The organism is Helicobacter sp. WB40 (assembly GCF_027859275.1).
Lineage (GTDB): Bacteria > Campylobacterota > Campylobacteria > Campylobacterales > Helicobacteraceae > Helicobacter_D > Helicobacter_D ibis.
This window is the reverse complement of record NZ_JAQHXS010000011.1, coordinates 16,507-37,473: the sequence shown is the minus strand read 5'-3', so window position 1 is coordinate 37,473 and position 20,967 is coordinate 16,507. Positions and strand designations below refer to the sequence as shown.

The 20,967-nt window shown below is 32.7% G+C and carries 23 protein-coding genes; 3 read left to right on the top strand and 20 right to left on the bottom strand.

From position 1 onward, the window contains the following. From rplM to PF022_RS07855, 20 genes are all read right to left on the bottom strand, one after another. On the bottom strand, window positions 1-420 hold the full coding sequence (gene rplM / locus PF022_RS07950; RefSeq protein ID WP_271023449.1) for a 50S ribosomal protein L13: 420 nt from the start codon (window positions 418-420) through the stop codon (window positions 1-3). Between the two features lie 85 nt (window positions 421-505). After that, a complete protein-coding gene (locus PF022_RS07945; protein WP_271023448.1) occupies window positions 506-1,285 on the bottom strand; it encodes a formyltransferase family protein in 780 nt (259 codons plus the stop codon). An 18-nt stretch (window positions 1,286-1,303) separates the two neighbouring features. Then, window positions 1,304-2,116, bottom strand: coding sequence for an AAC(3) family N-acetyltransferase (locus PF022_RS07940; protein ID WP_271023446.1), 813 nt, complete (start codon window positions 2,114-2,116; stop codon window positions 1,304-1,306). After that, window positions 2,113-2,790, bottom strand: coding sequence for a hypothetical protein (locus PF022_RS07935; protein WP_271023444.1), 678 nt, complete (start codon window positions 2,788-2,790; stop codon window positions 2,113-2,115). The genes PF022_RS07940 and PF022_RS07935 overlap by 4 nt, the downstream gene beginning before the upstream one ends. Further along, window positions 2,787-3,008, bottom strand: coding sequence for an acyl carrier protein (locus tag PF022_RS07930; RefSeq protein WP_271021916.1), 222 nt, complete (start codon window positions 3,006-3,008; stop codon window positions 2,787-2,789). Before PF022_RS07930 ends, PF022_RS07935 begins: the two co-directional genes overlap by 4 nt. A 17-nt stretch (window positions 3,009-3,025) precedes the next feature. Beyond that, on the bottom strand, window positions 3,026-4,366 hold the full coding sequence (locus PF022_RS07925; protein WP_271023443.1) for a DUF4910 domain-containing protein: 1,341 nt from the start codon (window positions 4,364-4,366) through the stop codon (window positions 3,026-3,028). Next, complete coding sequence (locus PF022_RS07920) at window positions 4,354-5,853, bottom strand: AMP-binding protein (protein ID WP_271023441.1); 1,500 nt, start codon at window positions 5,851-5,853, stop codon at window positions 4,354-4,356. The genes PF022_RS07925 and PF022_RS07920 overlap by 13 nt, the downstream gene beginning before the upstream one ends. Next, on the bottom strand, window positions 5,850-7,445 hold the full coding sequence (locus tag PF022_RS07915; protein ID WP_271023440.1) for an ABC-F family ATP-binding cassette domain-containing protein: 1,596 nt from the start codon (window positions 7,443-7,445) through the stop codon (window positions 5,850-5,852). The genes PF022_RS07920 and PF022_RS07915 overlap by 4 nt, the downstream gene beginning before the upstream one ends. Window positions 7,446-7,457: 12 nt before the next feature. Further along, window positions 7,458-8,153 carry an ABC transporter ATP-binding protein gene (locus tag PF022_RS07910; protein WP_271021913.1) on the bottom strand — a complete coding sequence of 232 codons (696 nt, stop codon included), beginning with the start codon at window positions 8,151-8,153 and terminating at the stop codon, window positions 7,458-7,460. After that, window positions 8,140-8,913, bottom strand: a complete 774-nt coding sequence (locus PF022_RS07905) for an ABC transporter ATP-binding protein (protein ID WP_271021912.1) — start codon at window positions 8,911-8,913, stop codon at window positions 8,140-8,142. Before PF022_RS07905 ends, PF022_RS07910 begins: the two co-directional genes overlap by 14 nt. A gap of 2 nt (window positions 8,914-8,915) precedes the next feature. Then, window positions 8,916-10,103: a branched-chain amino acid ABC transporter permease gene (locus PF022_RS07900; RefSeq protein ID WP_271021911.1), complete on the bottom strand. Its 1,188-nt coding sequence runs from the start codon at window positions 10,101-10,103 to the stop codon at window positions 8,916-8,918. 3 nt (window positions 10,104-10,106) lie between these two features. Next, window positions 10,107-11,006 carry a branched-chain amino acid ABC transporter permease gene (locus PF022_RS07895; protein ID WP_271021910.1) on the bottom strand — a complete coding sequence of 300 codons (900 nt, stop codon included), beginning with the start codon at window positions 11,004-11,006 and terminating at the stop codon, window positions 10,107-10,109. Between the two features lie 10 nt (window positions 11,007-11,016). After that, window positions 11,017-12,132 (bottom strand): ABC transporter substrate-binding protein, encoded by a 1,116-nt coding sequence (locus PF022_RS07890; protein WP_271021909.1) that lies wholly within the window; start codon window positions 12,130-12,132, stop codon window positions 11,017-11,019. A gap of 120 nt (window positions 12,133-12,252) precedes the next feature. After that, the gene (locus tag PF022_RS07885; RefSeq protein WP_271021908.1) at window positions 12,253-12,786 is read right to left on the bottom strand and encodes a YceI family protein; all 534 of its coding nucleotides are present in this window, start codon (window positions 12,784-12,786) and stop codon (window positions 12,253-12,255) included. 42 nt (window positions 12,787-12,828) lie between these two features. Continuing rightward, on the bottom strand, window positions 12,829-13,746 hold the full coding sequence (gene cmoB, locus PF022_RS07880) for a tRNA 5-methoxyuridine(34)/uridine 5-oxyacetic acid(34) synthase CmoB (protein WP_271023438.1): 918 nt from the start codon (window positions 13,744-13,746) through the stop codon (window positions 12,829-12,831). After that, a complete protein-coding gene (locus PF022_RS07875) occupies window positions 13,746-13,958 on the bottom strand; it encodes a hypothetical protein (protein WP_271021906.1) in 213 nt (70 codons plus the stop codon). Before PF022_RS07875 ends, cmoB begins: the two co-directional genes overlap by 1 nt. 55 nt (window positions 13,959-14,013) lie before the next feature. Next, window positions 14,014-14,985, bottom strand: coding sequence for an SAM-dependent methyltransferase (locus tag PF022_RS07870; RefSeq protein WP_271023436.1), 972 nt, complete (start codon window positions 14,983-14,985; stop codon window positions 14,014-14,016). Between the two features lie 3 nt (window positions 14,986-14,988). Continuing rightward, the gene (locus PF022_RS07865; RefSeq protein WP_271021904.1) at window positions 14,989-15,546 is read right to left on the bottom strand and encodes a ribonuclease HII; all 558 of its coding nucleotides are present in this window, start codon (window positions 15,544-15,546) and stop codon (window positions 14,989-14,991) included. Continuing rightward, window positions 15,543-17,957 carry an endopeptidase La gene (gene lon, locus PF022_RS07860; RefSeq protein WP_271023435.1) on the bottom strand — a complete coding sequence of 805 codons (2,415 nt, stop codon included), beginning with the start codon at window positions 17,955-17,957 and terminating at the stop codon, window positions 15,543-15,545. Before lon ends, PF022_RS07865 begins: the two co-directional genes overlap by 4 nt. Window positions 17,958-17,980: 23 nt before the next feature. Beyond that, entirely contained in the window at window positions 17,981-18,649 is a 669-nt protein-coding gene (locus tag PF022_RS07855) for an outer membrane protein assembly factor BamD (RefSeq protein ID WP_271021902.1), read from the bottom strand. A gap of 180 nt (window positions 18,650-18,829) precedes the next feature. On the opposite strand from PF022_RS07855, the gene fliW reads away from it, so the two are divergent. The 3 genes from fliW to miaA are packed head-to-tail and all read left to right on the top strand — an operon-like array spanning window position 18,830 to window position 20,937. Beyond that, the gene (gene fliW / locus PF022_RS07850; protein WP_271021901.1) at window positions 18,830-19,264 is read left to right on the top strand and encodes a flagellar assembly protein FliW; all 435 of its coding nucleotides are present in this window, start codon (window positions 18,830-18,832) and stop codon (window positions 19,262-19,264) included. A 6-nt stretch (window positions 19,265-19,270) separates the two neighbouring features. After that, window positions 19,271-20,029 (top strand): pyrroline-5-carboxylate reductase, encoded by a 759-nt coding sequence (locus PF022_RS07845; RefSeq protein ID WP_271023434.1) that lies wholly within the window; start codon window positions 19,271-19,273, stop codon window positions 20,027-20,029. After that, complete coding sequence (miaA, locus tag PF022_RS07840; RefSeq protein WP_271023433.1) at window positions 20,029-20,937, top strand: tRNA (adenosine(37)-N6)-dimethylallyltransferase MiaA; 909 nt, start codon at window positions 20,029-20,031, stop codon at window positions 20,935-20,937. Before PF022_RS07845 ends, miaA begins: the two co-directional genes overlap by 1 nt. Window positions 20,938-20,967: the final 30 nt, after the last annotated feature.

The following is a 20,967-nucleotide window of genomic DNA, read 5'->3' as shown; positions in this document are numbered from 1 at the left end:
TTATTTTGATACTTGCGCACTGTGAGGGTGAGTTTCGCTGTTATATACTTTTAGCTTTTTTATCATCGCTCTGCCTAGTTTTGTCTTTGGAAGCATACCTCTAACAGCTAGTTTATATAGCTTTTCTGGGTGCTTTTCTAGCATTTCTCTTAGTGTTTTTGACTTTGTGCTACCAAAATAACCTGAATGCGTAAAATACTCTTTGTCATCTAGCTTCATACCGCTAAACTTAGCTTTGCCAGCATTTATAACCACAACAAAGTCTCCACAATCTACATGAGGAGTATAGCAAGGTTTATGCTTACCTCTAAGTAGAGTAGCAACCTCTGTTATTAATCGTCCAAAAGTCTTGTCTTTAGCATCAAGAACAACCCATTCTCGTTTAATTTCGTTGGCTTTTGCCATTTTGGTAATTTTCATTTCTTTACCTTTATAACTTTAAGTTTTAAGTCGCAAATTATATTGAAAATTTGTTAAATTTTGCTTAAATTAAGTTTTGTAAAAGCTATTGTATTTCTTGTGGCATGAAGTTTTCGTTGTATTTTGTTATTTCTATTTCTTTGTTATTAATAATTGCTCTTGCTGGTTTTAATAATCCAGATTTACCACAATCAAACGCTCTTAAGAATCTGCTTCTATGCTCCAAATCCCAATTACTATCAAAAAGTCCATCATTCGGTAATTGTGATTTATAATAGAAGCTCCCACTACCTGTCATAGGTGTGCCTTTTAATTTTTCATTTAATAAATCTTGCAAAATCGATTCTAATGTCAAAACCCCAAGTTCTAGTTGCTCTTGTGTGAGTGATAAGAATGTATGATTTTTGTTTAAAATTATTTCTTTTTGCACTAGAATCTCTCCACTATCTATATTTTCATTGACCATATGCCATGTAATTCCGCTTTTTTCTTCATTGTTATATATACACCATAGTGCAGCATTTGAGCCTTTATATTTTGGTAGTAGAGAGTTATGGTAATTAATGATTGTTAGATTATGTTTATTTAGAATCTTTTTTGTAAAAATAAAATAATTATTTGCACTAATTACTAGAGTCTTTGAAGCAATTTGCATAAATATATTTTCTAGTTCATTTTTGTCATCTATGTTTTGATAGCCGATTTCTTGTTTTTTGCAAAAATTGCTAAATAATGATAACTTTGGTTCATGTTGGCTTAGGGCAAATAGTTTTTCTTTTGGTAGCTTATATTTTTCATATAGAAGTTTCATTATTTTTAGTGCCAAGTTTCCACTGCCTATTATGCATATTTTGTCAAACTTCATATTATTCCTTGTTAGTATCTATAAAGATTCTAACATAATATTTTCTCCATTTTTAAAAGTCCAAAAATGTTTAGGAGGCTCTTTAAGTAATAAAAATGGAGATTTTTCTAGCTCTTTTGTAACAAATTTAGAAAATTCTTTAGCCTTAAAATAATAGATAAAAGAAGCACCAAGTTTTTTTGATTTGATAACCCCTAAAGAGAGTAAAGCTTTAAACATTTTAGAATAATCTACCACAATCTCGCCATTAGATGGCAGACAAAAATGATAAAACTCTCCCCTATGTGATATTCCCTCTAAATCCACCACTTCACCAGAAAATGGCTTGAAATAGCGGTATTTAACGCCAAAATTTGCTTCCACAAACACCATAAAAGTGCAAACTCTAATATCAATCCCTAAAAACACCATTAAAGCATTTGAATCTAGCAATCTTTGATATACGCAATCTCCTAAAAATGGATTAGATTCTGCAGTTTTACCTATGCTTTCTCCTGTATTGGAGCAAAAGCTAAACATAGGGTGGATACTTCTATATTTAGCAACCTTTCTGTATGTTTCTGTTAGGATTCCAACCTCGCTTGGCAAACTCCTTAAATCGGCAAAATGTGTTTTTGGAAAGGAGTAGTTAAAACAAGGCATTAAAATTTCGCTATTGCATTTCAATAGAATATCTAAATAATTATCCATTATTTCTTGTGGTGGTATTTTTTGATTGTTTTTTGTGGGAATTCCTAAGTTTGCAATGGCACTATGTATTAGGATATTTTTAGAATCTTTTGTTTGTGTTTTTAAAAAAGACTCGAACTCTTCTAATGCATATGTTTTCACAAAAACTCTCCAAAGTTTTTAGCAATTTTCTCATAGCTTTGCGTAATTTCTTGTTTGAAATTTTCATTATTCCATGCTTTACGACTTAAAAGTAAGAATTCTAGTTTTTTGTTTAATGTGTTTATATCTTGTGTCAAATCAAGTTTTGCTAATAAATAAGAATACACAATCTCCAATACCTTAAAGGCAAATATAAGCTTTGGTTCATGCAAAAGTGGTTCTAATTTTTCTTTTAAATTTTCAAAAATTTCTTCTTTATGCTCCCTTACTAGTGTGCAAGGATGGTTTGTATCATTGTAAATTACATCAAAAAATGAAGCATATAAAAACCCCTCACATTCGCCTTTATACGATATTTTGGGGATAAAGGGATAGATTCTGCAAATTAATGGTCGCATAGAGTGAGGATTGCATAGTCCCTTACAATCACATATCAAATAATAAAGCGTAAGATTTTTGCCATTTAACAAGGTAAATTCTTCTTTTTTAATTTCATCTATATTGCTAATCCCGCCATTTTGTTCGTAGTAGCTATACTCATCTTCTAAGAGTGGAAGCGTTATTTTAGAAAGTATGGAGAATTCTTTGTTCATAGTGCAACAATATCCATTGCAAGTTAAATGGCAGTCTTTGAAGGCCACAAATTCTGTGTTGTAAATATATTCCCATATCATTTTAGGTTTTCCTTCTTTATTATCTCATACAGACCGTTTAAAGTACCAAACTCAACTGGGTCATATTCGCTAAAGTCAAGTTCTATTTTCAGTTCGTCTTCTAAAAAGCTAAGCAATTCTAAAAATCCAACAGAATCAATTCCATTATTTCCAAAAATAGCTCCTCCATCGAAGTTTGGATTTTTTGTTTTTATAAAATTTTCAATTTTTTCTTTCATTTTTATCCTTTACATAATTAAATTACTTCTTCAATTAATCCGCATTCTATGAACTTGTTTATATATTCTTTCATACTAAGCAAATTAAAGCTACAAATTTCTGCAATTTCTAGCAAATCTCTCTTACCATCGCAATACATCAACAAATTCCGCATATCTTTAATTGCTTTTATGCTTTCTTTAGTTGATAGTGTGGGATATAGTCCATATTTTCCAAGCTGTGGCTCACAAAGAATTTTGTTTTTATACACTCTATTTAGTTCTAGTGCTTCTAAGATTCTTTTTGCAAAAGTATATCCACCCTCTAAGCCCTCTTTGCTGATAAAGTCTAAATTGTCTAGTGAAGTGTGATATTCTTTATACTCGCCAAATTTTGTGCGAGAGATGGTGCAAAATGGCAAATCAATCCCCGGCGCACAATACTGCCTCTCATCACTCCCACGCTCCAAATAAGAATATTCCCTATATCCTTTATAATAGTGCTTTAGGATATGCCTTGTGCTCCTATCTGCTAGATTGTTTCCCATTTGAGAAGTGACAAAAGAGTAGTTTTGATTATCTCCTAAGCAAGTTAGCACAAATCCAGCTATGCAATTTTCTTGCATTTGTTTTAAATGTGTGGAGAGATAATAAATTGCCCCTATGGTTTCTGGCAAGAATAAGATTCTATAAGAATAATATGAATCTTTTTCTAACAGATATTTAGCTAAGTATGTTGCAACACAAATTCCAGAAATTTCATTGTTTGCCATTTGTGGGTGACAAATATATGTGCTAAGAATTATTTCTTTTTTGCTTTTTCCCTCTATTAGAATCTCTCCATAACTAAGAGAGCCATTTTCTAGACTAGAATTAATCACTACTTCAAACTTTTCTTTGCTGTTTTTGTATTTTTTTTCTAGCTTCTTTTTTAGTCTATCTTGCAAACAGAATCCCCAATATTCTTTATAATAAGAAGTGATATAAGGAATCGCCTCACTTTGACTTTCTAGCGAATGCAGATGTGTTTTTAGTTCATTAAACTCTAGCTTTAAATTTTGTGGCGTGGAATATCCAACTAAATGCAGATTATTTTCTTTAAAATCACATATTTTCTCACCATTTGGGGTTACAATATAGGCATCTTTTACATTCCATTCTTTTGGAATTGTCCAATCATAAGCCTTTGTGCCACTTGCAACTTCGCAAATTTCTAGCTTATGTTCTAGGATTTTATCAATTTCTTTTAGAGTTTGCCTATTGCCATCACCACTAAGAGAGCGTGGGATTTTAAAGAGGAGCTTGGCAAATAAATAGAGTTCATAGCCAATATCATTATGCCCCCCCCCCCCCCACCACTTATTTGCTAATTCTTGCATAAAATCTCTTCTTTAATTTTATTTCTATCTATTTTGCCATTTGCATTTAGGGGGAATCTCTCTAGCGTTACAAACTTGCTTGGTATCATAAAGTTAGGCATTTCTTCTTTGCATTTTGCTAAGATTTCTGCTTGGTTTATTTCTATAGCTTCTATTACGCCTATTAGCTTATTTATACCATTTTCTGTAATTACCACTGCAATACTAGGTAGGTTTGTGATTTTGCTAAGCTTTAAATCCACCTCTAAAAGCTCGATTCTATATCCTTGAATCTTTACTTGATCATCAATTCTACCACAATAGCAATACAAAAGCTCATTTCCAATCTGCTTTTTTATACCGATATCGCCTGTTTTATAATAATGTTTATTATTTATATATATAAATTTCTCATTTGTTTTTAGTTTATCATCTAGGTATCCTAGGGTTACTTGATCGCCACTTATCCAAATTTCCCCCATTTCCCCATTTTCTACTTCTTTGCCATTTTCATCTCTTAGGCTTATTTCTAAATTTTCTAGTGGAAATCCAAGTGGGATCCCCTCTACATTTAATGCTTCATTGCAAGGTTTGCCAAATTTATAGCACAGATATTGTGTGGCAGCAATTGTGGTTTCTGTGGGACCATAGAGATTATAAACTTCGCTTCTGTTAGCACATGTTGCCCACGCTTGTGCATTTTTTAAGCTTAGAGCTTCACCGCAAAATAATGATAGTCTAAGATTGCTTAATGCTCCAACTTTTAGTGCTTTTAGTTTATTTAAAAATGCTATTAAAGAAGGCACAGCAAAGAAAATGTTTATATTTTTATCTTGTATGAAGCGTATTGGATTTATTAGGATTTTATCAGGTATTACACACAATCTAGCCCCACTTAACAAGGTGCAGAAAATATCATGTATGCAAAGATCAAAAGTTATGTCAAAAAAGTTTGAGATTCTATCTTGTGGAGTTATTTTTAAGAGTTTTTGCATTTTTGAAATGTAGGCAAAAAGATTGTCTCTACTTACCTGAACACCCTTTGGAATCCCAGTGCTCCCAGAGGTAAAGAGTATGTAGGCAACTTCATTTTGTGTTACTTTATAAAGATTATTAGTGCTAGATTTTTTAATTGTGCTAAAAACTTCAAGTTCTAGCTTTAGCTCATTTTGTAATTCTAAAAAAAGCTCTTTGCAAGATTCATCTACTACGATTTTTGTGGCTTTTGCATTTTGTATCATTAGCTTTAGGCGTTCTTTTTTGAACTTCGGATTTAGTGGGATAAAGGTTAGATTTGCTTTTATGCAAGCTAAAATAGAAACATATGTAAGATAACTTCTAAAGCAAAATATTAAAACCCTCTCTCCTTTGTTTTCTAAAAGAGAATTAGCAAGAGTGCTAGAAACTCTATCTAGCTCTTCATAGCTAAAAGTCTTGTCGTCTATTTCAAGGGCGATTTTATCTTTGTGAAGCAAAAGAGATTCTAGGAGGGAATTTTTTAGATTCATTGTTGTCCTTGTGAGGCTAGATACTCTTCATAACTTCCACGAAAATCAACTATTTCATTGTTTTCTTTAAACTCTATAATCCTATTTGCATACGCATCAATTAACTCTCTATCGTGGCTTATACAAATGACATTTCCACTATATTTGTATAATGCCTCTCCAAGTGCGATGATAGCCTCTAAATCAAGGTGGTTGGTAGGCTCATCAAGCACTAAGAAATTCCCACCTTCTAGCATGAGCTTGCTTAACATCATTCTATGTTTTTCTCCACCGCTTAGGGAGTTTATGTTTTTTTCTTGCTCTTCTCCGTTAAATAGCATTCTACCTAGTGCGTTTCTTATCTCTGTGGCTTCTTTTTTCTTATCAAATCCTCTTAGCCATTCATAGAGGGTTTCTTCGCCCTTTATAAGCTCGGTGGTGTTTTGAGGGAAGTAGCCTCTCTCAATCGTCGCACCCCATTTTATGCTTCCACTTTGTGGCTTTAGGTTTTCACATATTAGCTCACAAAATGTAGTCTTGCCAATACCATTTCTCCCAATAAGTGCGATTTTATCACCCGGAAGTATGGTTAGGTTTAAGTTTTTAATCACTTCTAAGTCTTCATAAGAAAAGTTCAAGTTTTCAATGTTTAATGCCTCATTTCCTATGGTGCGGTTTGGCTTAAAAAGTATGCTAGGATCGCGTCTAGAGGATACTTCAAGTGCTTTTATGTCTAGCTTTTCTAGTTGTTTTTGTCTAGAAGTGGCTTGTTTAGCCTTAGAAGCATTTGCCGAAAATCTAGCGATAAAAGATTCTAGCTCTTCTTTTTCTTTTAGCTTTTTGTTTCTCTCCATTTCTTGTTGTTTGGCAATGAGAGTTGAGGCAATATACCAATCATCATAGTTTCCACTAAATTCTCTAACAGATTTAAAATCCAAGTCCAAAATATGTGTGCATACGCTATTTAAAAAGTGTCTATCGTGTGAGATTACTACAAGTGTGCCTTCATGGCGTCTTAATTGCTCTTCTAAGTAGGAAATCGTCTTTAAATCTAGGTTGTTTGTAGGTTCATCTAAGAATAAAACATCAGGTTTTGGGAATAGAACTTGTGCTAGAAGCACTTTAAACTTATCTCCACCCGTTAGCGTTTTCATAAGCTCATCGTGGATTTTAGCAGGGAATCCTAAGTCTTCTAAAATCTTTTCTATTTGCACATCATATTCATAGGTGGGATCTTCTTCAGCGCAAATCATCTCTAATTCACCTAAGCGTTCATTAACTGGGTCGCTAAAGTCTCCTGCTTCATAAAGCCTTTCTTTTTCTTTAATTGCTTCATAAAGTCTTTTATTGCCATAAAGCACACAATCTTTAATGCTAAAGTCCTCATATGCAAATTGATTTTGCCCAAGCACTCCAAGTCTAGCATTTGGGTCAAATGAAATATCTCCGCTTGTATGCTCAATCTCTCTACTTAAGATTTTTAAAAAAGTGGATTTTCCAGCACCATTTGCACCTATTAGCCCATATCTTTTGCCCTTATCAAGCCTTAAATTTACATTTTCAAAAAGTTTTTTGGTAGCATATTGCATACCAAGCCCGGTTATTTGAACCATAATAATCCTTAATTATCCGCCTAAATATCTCTTTTTTATATCAGGGTCGTTTAGTATATTCTCCGCTGTATCATTCATCGTTATTTTGCCATGCTCTAGCACATAGGCACGATTTGCTATTTTTAGTGCTGCAAATGCGTTTTGCTCTACTAGTAGTATTGTAATTCCATTTTCTCTTAAACTCGTTAATATCTCAAATAGCTCTCCAACTATTTTTGGCGCTAGACCCAAGCTTGGTTCATCTAGCATTAGCAATTTTGGCTCACTCATCAATGCTCTTGCAATGGCTAACATTTGTTGTTCTCCACCGCTCATTGTTCCTGCCATTTGCTTGTGTCTTTCTTTTAATCTAGGAAATAATGCATACATTTTTTCTTTCATAACAACAAAATTTTCATCATTGTTATAAGCACCCATTCTTAGATTCTCATCAACACTCAAGTTTGTAAAAACTCTCCTACCTTCAGGCACTAAGACCAAGCCTCTTTGAATTATTTTATGTGTAGGTATATTTGAAATATCAGCACCAAAAAATTTTACTTTACCCTTTGTTTTAACGCTATTTACTATGCCATTTAGAGTAGAAGTTTTTCCAGCACCATTGCTACCTATTAGTGTGATTATTTCGTGTTCTTCTATGTGGAAGCTAACACCCTTTAGTCCATTTATAAGTCCGTATTGAACTTCAAGATTCTCAACTTGTAGCATAATAATCTCCTAAATATGCAGCAATTACATCTTTATTATTAATAGCGTCAAATGGGCTACCGCTAAATAGTTTCTTACCATAATCTAAAACAAGAACCTCATTGCATAATTTATTTACAAAAGGCATATCGTGCTCTATTAGCAATATGCTTAAATTAAAATCTTTTTTCATTTTGAAAATTAGTGTTCCTAGCTCCTCTGTTTCTATTGGATTCATGCCTGCTGCTGGCTCATCTAGTAAAAGAAGTTTCGGATCTGTCGCTAATGCCCTTGCTATTTCTACCTTTCTGCTATTTCCATAGCTTAGAGAGTTGGCTTGCATGTCTGCCTTGTCTGCTATGCCTAGATAGTCTAGTAATTCTAATGCCTTTTGTCTTATTCGTCTTTCTTCTTTAAAGAATCTGCCTATTCTAAATGCTGCTTCAAAAAAGCTATATTTTGCATTATTATGTAAGCCTATTAGCACATTGTCCAACACACTCATTGAATTAAAAAGCCTTATGTTTTGAAATGTTCTTGCTATACCCAAATTTACTATTGTGTTTGGCTTATAGTTTGATATATTTTTGCCATTGAAGCTAACTTTTCCAGCGGTAGGTTTGTAATTTGCTGTAATTATGTTAAACATTGTTGTTTTTCCAGCACCATTTGGTCCTATTAAGCCAAAGATTGTGTTGTTTTCTATGCAAAAGCTTACATTATCTATTGCCTTTATTCCACCAAATGAGATACTAACATCTTTTAGCTCTAGCAATGCCATTTCTAGCCTTTAAAAAATTTTTTCTTTGGGTTTAAATCCCATAATTCTTTTTTTCCCATAATCCCCTCTCTTGCAAAAAGCATGATGCATAGAAGTATAAGTGAGAAAAACACCATTCTTAAGCCGGGATATGAACCAAAATCAGTCCCAAAAAACACAAGAGGTTGATCTAAGAATCTAAGCCATTCTCCACCACCTATAACTAAAATAGTTCCTAAAATGGCTCCAGTAGTGCTACCAAGTCCGCCAAGAACAATTATTATAAGCAACTGAAATGTAAGTTCAAAACCAAATATTTTTGGATCAATCGTAGTTAGCCAAACAGCCATTAATCCACCACCAACACCCTCTAAAAATGCACTTGTAGAAAATGCAAATGTTTTGATTTTAAATGTATTAATACCCATAGCAATTGCTGCATCTTCATCATCTCTGACCGCCTTCATTGCACGACCAAATTTGGAATATACAATCTGTAAAATCAATATAACCGAAGCTGTTGCAATAATGCCACTCCAAAAGAAAATTGTGATATTTGCTCCATTCTCAAAAGAATGAGTATATAAATATGACATGAAAGCTTTTATGGATTCTGGCATATTTGGTGAGTTTGCAATGCTATACATAAAGGCTTGTATAGAATTCATTATTGTGTCGTTGTTGTTTGGTATTTCATTTAGCCCAATAGCACCATTTGTCCATTCTGGGTTGTTGATTGCTAGGATTTTTATTATAAATCCAAAACCAAGAGTAACAATGGCTAGATAATCGCCTCTAACCCTAAAAACAGGGAATGCTAATAGTATAGAGATAAATGCAGCTACAAGACCGCTACACAATAATGCAGGTAACAACTCACTATACATGCTTAATACAAATGGGTGAGGATCGCTTAGCTGAAACATACCAAGCTTAGAATCTGAATCTAAAAGCATTAATGCAGTTACATAAGCTCCAATGGCCACAAAGCCATTTGGCTCTAGCGATAGCTGTCCAGTAACACCATTTATTAGGTTATAGCTAACTGCTAAAATCACAAAAATAAGTATATTATTAAATACTCTAAGCAAGTAATCATCAAGCACACTTTGTGCTAGAAATAACACAACAATCATTAGTATGTAGACTAGTATATGCCCACTAAATGTTGTGGCAGTAGGATTATTATGGTATAAATTTTTTACTTTCATGTATTAAAACCTACTTTTTTCTAATTTCCAATCACCCATGATTCCAACTGGGCGGAATAGTAAAACCAATATCAAAAATAAAAATGCAAATGCATCTTTGTAACCACCAAGATTTGGGAATATAGCCACAGCCATAACTTCTGTGAATCCTAAAATAAATCCACCAAGCACAGCACCGCCAACGCTCCCTATGCCACCTAAAACAGCAGCTGCAAATGCTTTTAATCCTATTAAAACGCCCATTAGAGGATCTATTGTAGGATATGAAACAGCATAGAAGATTCCACCAATACCTGCAAGAGAACTGCCTATGGCAAAGACTATGGCAATTATTGTATTTACATTTATTCCCATTAGCCCTATTGTGTGTATGTCAAATGCAGTTGCTCTAATTGCCATGCCTTGTTTTGTATTATATAAAAATTGCAACAACATAATTAATAGTAGAATTGTTACTGCTGGTATTATAATTGTTATATGTGTCAGGCTTATACCTACTATGTTTATGTTTTGGCTTAGAAACTCTGGTGCGTTAAAAAATTTCGGAGTTGAACCGAAAAATACATTAAATATATTTTCTAAAAAAAAGCTAATACCAATTGCAGTTATAAGCATTGATATTCTAGGAGCTGAACGAAGTGGCAAATAAGCTATCTTGTCTATTATAATACCAAGTAGTATGCATAGAAGTATTGCAAATATAGCAGATGCAATAAATGGAAGTCCAAGAGAGTTTATAGCAAAAAAACTCAAAAAAGCACCAACCATCATAATATCTGCATGAGCAAAGTTAATAAGTCTCAAACACCCATATACCATAGTGTATCCTATGGCGATTAGGGCATATGTGCTTCCTAGACTAATACCATTTATGCATTGCTGTATTAATGTCAAAAAATCCAAGTCTTATTCCTTATGGTTCAATAGTTGTTTTATATACCAATTTACCATTTTTTACTTCATTTATTACGGCACTTCTTATTGCTTCTCCATTTTGCAGAGAGAATTTTCCACTTATTCCTTCAAAATCTGTTACATTTCTTATTTTGTCATTTATGCATATTTTATCATTTGCACCACATGCCTCTATTGCTGATATAGCAAGTCCATACGCATCAGCTAACATTGCACTAAATGTGCTGACAGGCTCTTTATATGTTGCTTCATATTCTTGTATAAATTTTGCACCTTTCTCTGTTTGTTTTGAGCTAGTAGAATAGTAATCAGTAACCATATATCCTTCTCCAGCATCTTTTGCTACATCAAAGAATATTTTGTTTGAAACCAATCCATCGCCACCTATTACAGGCATATTTAGCCCCAATTGTTTTGCTTGAAGTGCTATTAATGCACCTTCATTGTAGTAGATAGGTAAATATATCATATTTGCTTTTGCTGCTTTTATGCTTGATAGTTGGGCTCTAAAGTCTTTTGTCCCAGCTTGTGCGTTTGTTTCTATTACTATTTCTCCGCCTAGTTTTTTGTATTGATCTCTAAAAGCTTTTGTTAGACCAATTGAGTAATCGCTACTATTGTCAAATAAGATAGCAGCTCTATTTGCTCCTAAGTCTTTAATTGCTAAATTAGCAGCGATGATTCCTTGAAAACTATCTGCAAATGAGATTCTAGATACAAATTTTTTACCTTTTGTTACTCTATCATTTGTAGCTACTGGAGATATTAGCGGAGTTTTGCTATCATCTGCTATTTTTGTCATGGCTAGTGCATTAGTAGAAATCATTGGACCAATTACTACACTTACTTTGTCGGTAGAAACTAGTTTTTGCATAGCATTAGCAGATTCTATTTTATCACTTTTGTTGTCTATCAATACCAATTCTATTTTGTCCCCATTTTTTGTTGTGCTTTGATTTTTATAAGCTATGTCAATACCCCTTTTACCTAGCTCACCAAACCCGCCAACAGCACCACTAATAGGTAATACAACTCCAACTTTGATTGTCTCTGCACTTACAGCACTTGCAAACATTCCAAATGCTAAAGTTAAGCTAACAAATACCTTTCTCATGACATTCCCTTATTTGTGATATTAAAATTTGCGATTTTATTAAAAAATACTTTTAATTCTTATTAATTTTTGGATTTTGAAAATTTCTTGCAGATATATAATCTGCAAGAATGGAGTAGATTATTGATTTGCTACTAGAGTTAGGATTAGCTTTACTTCATCGCCTACTAGGCTATCTTTTAGGCTAGATTCCCATACTACACCAAAGTCTGATCTTTTTATTGTTGTGTTTGCATTTATTTCTAGTGTTTTTCCATTTAGTTTGCTTTGACTATCTAAAATCACTTCTTTTGTTGTGTCTTTGATTGTTAGTTTCCCATATATTTTGCCATTTTCAAATTTAGTCATTTTAAATGTCATATTTGGAAATTTAGCAACATCAAATATATCTGGTGCTCTTAAGTGGTCATCTCTTTTTTGGTTTGCAGTATCTACAGATGCTACATCAATAGTGCCATCAAGTGCTTTAATAGCATTATTTTCATAGTCTATATTTCCACTAAACTTTGAAAAATTACCTTCAACTTTTGTGAGTTTTAAGTGAGATATTTCAAAGCCAACTTTTGATTTTGCCATATCTAGTGTGTATGGTGTTGCAAATAGAGCTAAATTTAATGCTCCAAAAATAGTAGTTATCATAAATAACTTTTTCATCGTTTTCCTTTGTGTTTAATTTAGCCCTACATTGTATCACATTTATTTTAGTTTTCTTGCTTTTAGGTATGCCCTTTGTGGTGCTTCATAGCCTTCTATGGTTTTTGTATGGGTGGAATCTAAAAAGTTTTCTAAGCTCATATCATTGCTCCATTTTGTTTTTCTTTGTTCGTTTATTTCTGTTTTTTGGGTTGCTATATGTTCTATATCAGAAAACCCACATCTGCTAAGCCAATTTTGAAATGTCTTTAGTGTGGGTATGAAATATACATTTGGCATTTTGGCATAGCTTCCATTTGGACATAGGGCTATTTCAGAATCTCCACTTATTATAATGCTATCAAATATCGCTTCGCCACCTACTTTTAGAGAGTTGTATATTGTCTTTATTGAATCAAGTGGGCTTTTTCTATGGTATAAAACTCCAAGACATAATAAAACATCAAACCTTATATCCATAAATTCTAAGTCTTCTATTCCAAGCAGTTCAAACTTAACTTTAGATTCATGTATGAAAAAATTTATAAAATCAAACTGCATTTTACATAGTGGCATTGGGTCTAGCCCTACTATTTGCTTTGGATTTTTTTCTAACATCTTAAACATATAGTATCCATTGTTGCAACCAATGTCTCCTATTATTTTATTTTCTGCATTTATATGTTTTGAGATTAGATTATATTTTATTGAGCTATCCCACTCGCTATTTATTTCTATATCATTTATTTTAAATGGTCCTTTACGCCATGGCTTTAGGCTTAATGCTACATCTTCTATGAGCTTTAGGGATTCTTTACTTATATTTGGTAGATTTATTTCTACAAAGTCATTTAGAGTTATATTGCATATTAATTCTTGCTTGTCTATGCTATTTAGCCTATTTATAGATTCTATTAGTGGTGTTATGTTTTTATAGCTTAGAAGTTTGTTTCTTTGTTTTTTAATTTGTTCTAGATTCATTAGTATATTGGTGCGTCAAATTGATCTTGGCTTTGTTGCAAGGCTTCATCTGTGTATATGACATTATCAGGGCATTTTTCTCTATAATTTCCTTGTGCGTCATAATAGTATGTCTTATCATCCCACACAGAGTTTCCATATCCACAAGCATTTCTATATAAACAACCACTAAAGATAAAAGCTACAATAAAGCTAACAAGCACAATTTTCATACAATACTCCAAAAGTAATTTCTAAAATTCTATCAAATTATAAAAACATTCAAAGTTACTCTTTGCAATAGCAAAAACCAAAGAATCTCTCACCCAAAAAGCTAGGGTCAATTAGTGTTCTTATTTTTGAAGATTCTTTGCTATAAGATTCAAAGCCAAAATGCTCAATATACCAATTACACGCCATATCAAGTCCCATATCAACTAAGATTCTATTTTGTCTGCCAAATAGGACTTCTTTTGCATTTAGGCTTAAAAAGTAGTCTTTTAATATCTCAAAATTTACTTCATAAGTTATATCGCATTGTCCAAAATCATGGATAAAATCTCTTTTATATTTTCTTTTATTTGGTGATAGAAAGAGATTCCTTGTTTTGTGGTTTTTGTAGAATCTTAGTGTAAATTCATCTTTTCTTTCAACAAGTCCATAATCAAAGCTTATAAAATACCATTTTTGCAAGGATTCTAGGTTTTTAAAAAAGTCATCTAGTATTGGTATTTCTCCTCTTTGTATATTGAATTTTTGTGCGATTTGTTTGATTTTATTGCTAGCTTTTTTAAATATAAGATTCCCATGTTCGATAAAAGCCATGTCCTCACTATCGTATATTTCGCAAGGAAATGCGTCAAAGAGTTCATTGCTTATAAAAATTATATTGTCGTATGACTTTAGAGATTCAAAGTTATCTGTAGTTATTAGCTCTTTGTCTTTTATGTGTTGGTTAAATGTATTTTGTTGAATCTTTACTAGCTCTTTTAGTGGTTCTATTGTTATGTATTTTGCTTCAATGTTGTGATTATTAAGAAAGTAAGCAACAGAGGCTATCAAATTTCCAGTATTTGCTCCTATTTCAACTATTGCAGCGTTTTTAGTAATTAGCTTTGAGATATAATTTGCTATGCTATAACCAAAAATATCACTAACGCTAGTGCTTGTGTAAAAATCGCCACTTACGCCTATTTTGCTATGTCTATAATAGCCATCTTTACCATATAGCCACTCTTGCATATATTTAGAAAATTCCATAGCTTATCCTAGGTTAAATATTGACTTATCTAGTGATTTTATATGATAACTAGTTCGATGAATCTCGCATAATCCATATTTTTCTATAGATTCTATATGTTCTTTTGTTACATAGCCTTTGTTGTTGTGAAAATTATATTGTGGGTATTTTTGACTTATTTCTATCATTTCGGAATCTTTTGCACATTTTGCAACGATACTAGCTGCACTTATTGGTTGTAGTTTGTTATCACCTTTTATTAGGGTCTCTAGCGTGTTTATTTTAAAGTTACAATTCCCATCAAAAATATATCTATCTGCACAAAGGTTATCAATTATTTCAAGCAAAGATTCTCTTATGCATTTGCTTAGCCCATATTTATCAATTTCTTTTGAATCTTTTTTGACTAAATGAAATTTAGAATTTTCCTTTATTGTATCAAGTAGCGAGAATCTCTGCTTTTGGGATAATTTTTTAGAATCTTTAAGCTCTGCTATATCGCATTTTAAAACAACTCCACAGACAAAAAGAGAACCAGCTATACAGCCCCTCCCTGCCTCATCTATACCACAGATTATCATTTTATAAGTATGTGTTCTAGCACTTCTTTGAAGCTTTCAACTGCGTAAATCTTCATTCCTTCTTTTACTTCATTTGGTATCTCATCCAAGTCTCTTTGGTAATTTTTCTTTGGGATTAAGACTTCTTTTATACCGGATTTATATGCGGCTATTAGCTTTTCTTGTAGCCCTCCTATTGGCAATACATCACCCCTTAAAGTAAGCTCACCAGTCATTGCAACTAAGCTTTTAATCGGTCTGTTTGATAGGATTGACGCTAGAGCACTACCTATTGCTATGCCAGCACTTGGACCATCTTTTGGTACTGCACCTTCTGGCACATGCAAGTGTATATCAAACCTATTGTATATTTCATTTGCTTCTGGTTTATATTTATCGTTTTTTTCTTTTTGTGTTAGAGGTATTAGTTTTGAATCTATTTTTAATACCCCATTATCTATTAGCGATTTTATATGAGAGTATGCTATTTTGGCACTTTCTTTCATCACATCGCCCAAGTTTCCAGTTAGATGCAATCCTCCTTTGCCCTTTATCTTTAGTGCTTCTATTTTTAGCACATCACCTCCGACACTTGTCCATGCTAGGCCATTTACTAAGCCTATTTCGTTCTTTTTGCTTATTTTGTCAAACTCAAAGACTATTTTATCTATGTAAGAATCTATATTTTTTGGTGTTATGGATATTTTTTGTTGTGGATTTTGCAAAATTTCTTTTGCTACTTTTCTTAGTATTTGTGCGATTCTTCTTCTTAAATTCCTAACTCCCGATTCTCTTGTGTATTTTTCTATTATTAGTTCTATTGCTGCTTTGCTAAATGATACTTCATTTGGCTCTAGCCCGTGTTTTTCTAGCTCTTGTGGGATTAGATATTTTTTGGCTATTTGCTCTTTTTGAGATGGAGTATAGCTATTTATGTTTATAAACTCCATTCTGTCTCTAAGAGGTGCTGGAATCTGTGATATATCATTTGCAGTTGCTATAAAAATTATCTGCGATAAGTCTATATCAAAGTTTGTGTAATAATCTCTAAATTCTTTATTTTGTTCTGGGTCTAAAATTTCTAGCAAGACAGATGAAGGATCTCCTCTAAATGAGTTATGTACTTTATCTATTTCATCTAACACAACTACCGGATTTAGTTCTTTTGCCTCTATTAGTCCTTGCACTATTCTTCCAGGCATTGCTCCTATGTATGTCCTTCTATGTCCTCTTAGTTCATTTACATCTTCTAGCCCACCAAGCGCGATTCTTACAAGCTTTCTCTTTAGGGCTTGCGCAATTGAGTTTGCTAAACTTGTTTTGCCTACTCCGGGAGGACCATAGAAGCATAATATAGTTCCTTTGCTATCGTTATTATTTTTCTTTCTTAATGCCAAGAGTTCCCTTGTTGCAAAGTATTCTACAATTCTTTCTTTTGGCTTTTTTAGTGCATAGTGATCTTTGTTTAGCTGTTTCTCTACTTCCTCTATTTTTAAGGCTTTTTTAGAATAGCTCCCAAATGGAATCTCTAGCACCACATCTATATAGTTTTGCAATAAATTTGCATCTGCGCTATCTTGGTGCATTCGGCTTAGTTTTTTTATTTGTTTAGATACTTCTTTGTATGCACTTTTGCTCATGTATTTTTTTATTTTTTCTAGCTTTGAGTGATATTCCTCTATTTCAGAATCTCTTGTAGCATCAGTGCCTAGTTCTTTTTGAATCTGCTTTAATTGCTCTTTTAGGAAATATTCTTTGTTGATTTTTTCCATTTGAGAATTAACTTTAACTTTTATTTCTTTTTGGATTTGTTGTGCCTTTATCTCTTCTATTATCGTATCAATTAGGGTTAATATCCTCTCTTCAGTGTCTTCTTCTTTAAAGATTCTATATGCTTGTTCTTTTTTTAGTTTTGTAGCACTTGCAATTAAGTCTATGGCTCTATTTGGTTCATAAGTTTCATTTATGCTTCTTAGTAAATCTTGCGGGAATGATTGTGATATGCTATGTAGTGTCCTTGTTTTTTCTTTTAGGATATTTAGCATTGCTTCTACTCTTGATTCATCATAAGGCTTGGGTAGAATCGGCATAACACTTGCGATTATTGGCTCTTTGTTTGTTAGGCTTATTATCTTTCCGCGAATTATCCCTTGAAATAGTATTTTTGTCCTGCCTTCTGGTAAGGACACTTTTCGCATTATATTGCCTATAACCCCTACATCATAAAAAGAATCTTCTTCATCTTCACTCTTTTTTGCTTTTAGTGTGGTAATTAGCACCATTTTGTCTTTGCTTTCCATTGCTAGTTCTATGGCTTTTAGACTCGCTTCATCTTCTATAAATAGCGGTGCAATCATAAATGGATATAAAAACATATCCTCTTCTACTATTATTGGTAGATTTTTTGGAAATGAATCTTTGTCTATTTGCATGTTTTCTCTCTTAGATTAATTAATTACCATTCGAATAATTTTTTATACCATGGTGTATTTACTTGATTAAAATATACATCTTTTACCCATGAGTTTTCGTCAATTTTTTCTTGATATAGTTTTGCTGCGTCTTCTTTTTTCTTTTTGGTATATAGATTTATTATTTCTCTATTTAGTGTTAGGTTTGCTAGTTCTAACTTTAAAAGCATTGTATCTACCATTGGTCTATATCTTGAGTATGGATACTTGGCACTAAACTCCTTTGCTTCTTGTATTGACTTTAGAAGCAGTTGTTGATCTCTAAATTGCTCTGCAAATGCAAAGTAGTTTGCTTGTAGTTTTAAAAACTTGATGAAGTCTATGTTAGATTCTGTTCCGAATCTTTTTGTGTATTCATCAAAATAATATCCTGCCAATAAATATTCTTCTTCTTGCATGTGTGCCCTACCTAAAATTAGCATAGCTTCAGATAGCAAGGGGGTGTTTAAATGTTCGCTTTGCAATGACACAAAGTAGCTATCTGCTTTTTCTAAATCACCATTACGAATCTCTTTTAACATATTTTGATACCAATAATCTGGTGTTTTATTTATTTCGTCTAAGTCTAATCCGCTATTTGACTTTGTAGTGCAAGATGCCAAAAACAACACAAAAAATAATCCGACCGCTGATACTTTCACTATTTTTAACACAACTTTTCCTCTAATTTTTGAGATTTAACGCATAAATAAATTGCAAAATGCTAATTATAGCTAATAAGAAATATAATTTTTCTAAAAACTATCTAAATAAAATTGATTTTTTGTTTTTCTTGCGATAAAATCACAATTACATAAAATAAACATAAAGCTTAGAGAGTTTAAGGAAAAAGTATGGAATTTGTGGTTAAATCACCGATTTTAGGGTTTGAACATATTGAAAAAATGAAGCTTGAGAGAATTTCAAAAGATGATGAAACTTTCATGCAGTTAAAGAGTTGTGGAGATGATGGCATATCTTTTACGCTGGTTAATCCATACGCTATGAGAGGTGATTATGAGTTTGAGATTCCTGCGCCAATTAAAGCACTCTTGGAATTATCTACCAAAACAAATACAGATACAAATAGCACTAAATTGGTAACTTTAAATATAGTATGCATAAAAGAACCAATCGAGGAATCCACGGTTAATTTTCTAGCTCCTTTATTGTTTAATTTTGATAATGCTACGATGGCTCAAGTTGTTTTAGAGAGCTTTAGATACGAAAACTTTGGTCTATCAGAGCCCATTTCTAAGTTTTTTGACTTTTCAAATAAAAACTCTTAAGCAAAAATGGAAACATTAATACTTGTCGGATATGGCAAGATGGCTAGAGCCCTCGCATTTGGACTAAGAGATAGATTTAAACTCAAAGTCTGCGGTAGAGATAAGCTTAAGATTTGTGCTTTTTGTGATGAGTTATCACAGGGCAACTCATTTAATGTAGAACCATACTTTTTAGACGACAACACCATAGATATACAAGATTGCCATGTTCTTTTGTGTATTAAACCATATGCTATTAGGGAGTTTTCATACAAAGGCAAAGCAAGGGTTGTGTATTCGATACTAAATGCAGTGAATCTAGATTCATTAAAAACAGAAATTAGTAGTGAAACCTACATAAGGGCTATGCCAAATGTAGCTGCACAATTTGGTAAATCAATCACAAGTCTTTGTGGTGATACAAAATCTAAAGACAAAGCGTTTGATATTTTTAGCACAATAGGTAGGTGTGTATGGATAGATGAGAAGAAAATGTCAATCGCAACAGCAGTTGGTGGTTGTTCTCCAGCATTTTTGGCAATTATTGCAGAATCGTTTATTGATAGTGCAGTTGCGTATGGGCTTAGTAGAGATGAGGCAAGAGAGGTAGTTCAAGGATTATTTTATGGGTTTTCTGCTTTGTTAGATGAGATTCACCCAAGCTTGATAAAAGAGAGTGTAATGAGTCCGGGAGGCTCTACTTCACAAGGTGTTTTGAGTTTAGAGAGAGATGGCATAAGGGGTGTGATTAGTAATGCCATTTTAAATTCTAAGAATTTTTCGTAGTGAGAGATATAGGACATATAGCAATACTTGGCGGTAGTGGCAGTGGCAAGACCAAGTTATCGCTTGAGGTTGCTAGTTTATTTGATTGTGCTATTCTGTCATTAGATTCACTTAGTGTGTTTAGAGAAATAGATATTGCTTCTGCAAAGCCAAGTAAAGAAGATAGAGGAGATATTATTCATTTTGGGCTTGATATTATTTCTCCAGCTAATAGTCATAATGTCAATACTTTTATTAATGAATATAATAAAGCAGTATCTTTTTGTAGGGATAATAATAAGAAACTCTTAATTGTTGGTGGTAGTAGTTTTTATCTAAAAACATTGCTTAGTGGCCTATCAGAGATTCCTAAGCTTGATAAAGATTACATACAAGAAGGGCTAGATAGCATAGGAGGTGTTGCAGAAAGATATATGTTTTTAGATTCAGTTGATAGTGAATATGCTAAAAATCTAAAACCAAGTGATACTTATAGGATAGATAGGGCTTTAAGCATATATTTTGCTACAAACACAAAGCCTAGTGTGTATTTTGCTAAAAATCCTCCAAAGCCAATAATAAAACAATGTGTAATCTTTGAGATTCTGCTTAGTAGAGATGAATTGCTAAAAAAAATACAGATTCGAACGCAAGATATGTTTGATAGAGGTATTATAGATGAGGTTAGATATTTGGTGGATAAATATGGAGAAACAAAGCAATGGATAAAAAGCATAGGCATTAAAGAATCTCTATCTTATATAAAAGGTGGAATCTCGCTAAAAGAAGCCCAAGAGTTGATAGTAACCCACACAATGCAACTTACAAAAAGACAAAGGACATTTAATAAAACACAACTTGAATCTCATTTGAAAGGTAATTATGATGAAATTTGCTCTAGTGTAATTGAGCATTTGAAAATGTGTTAAAATTCATTAAAAGTATTTATAAGGTTATAT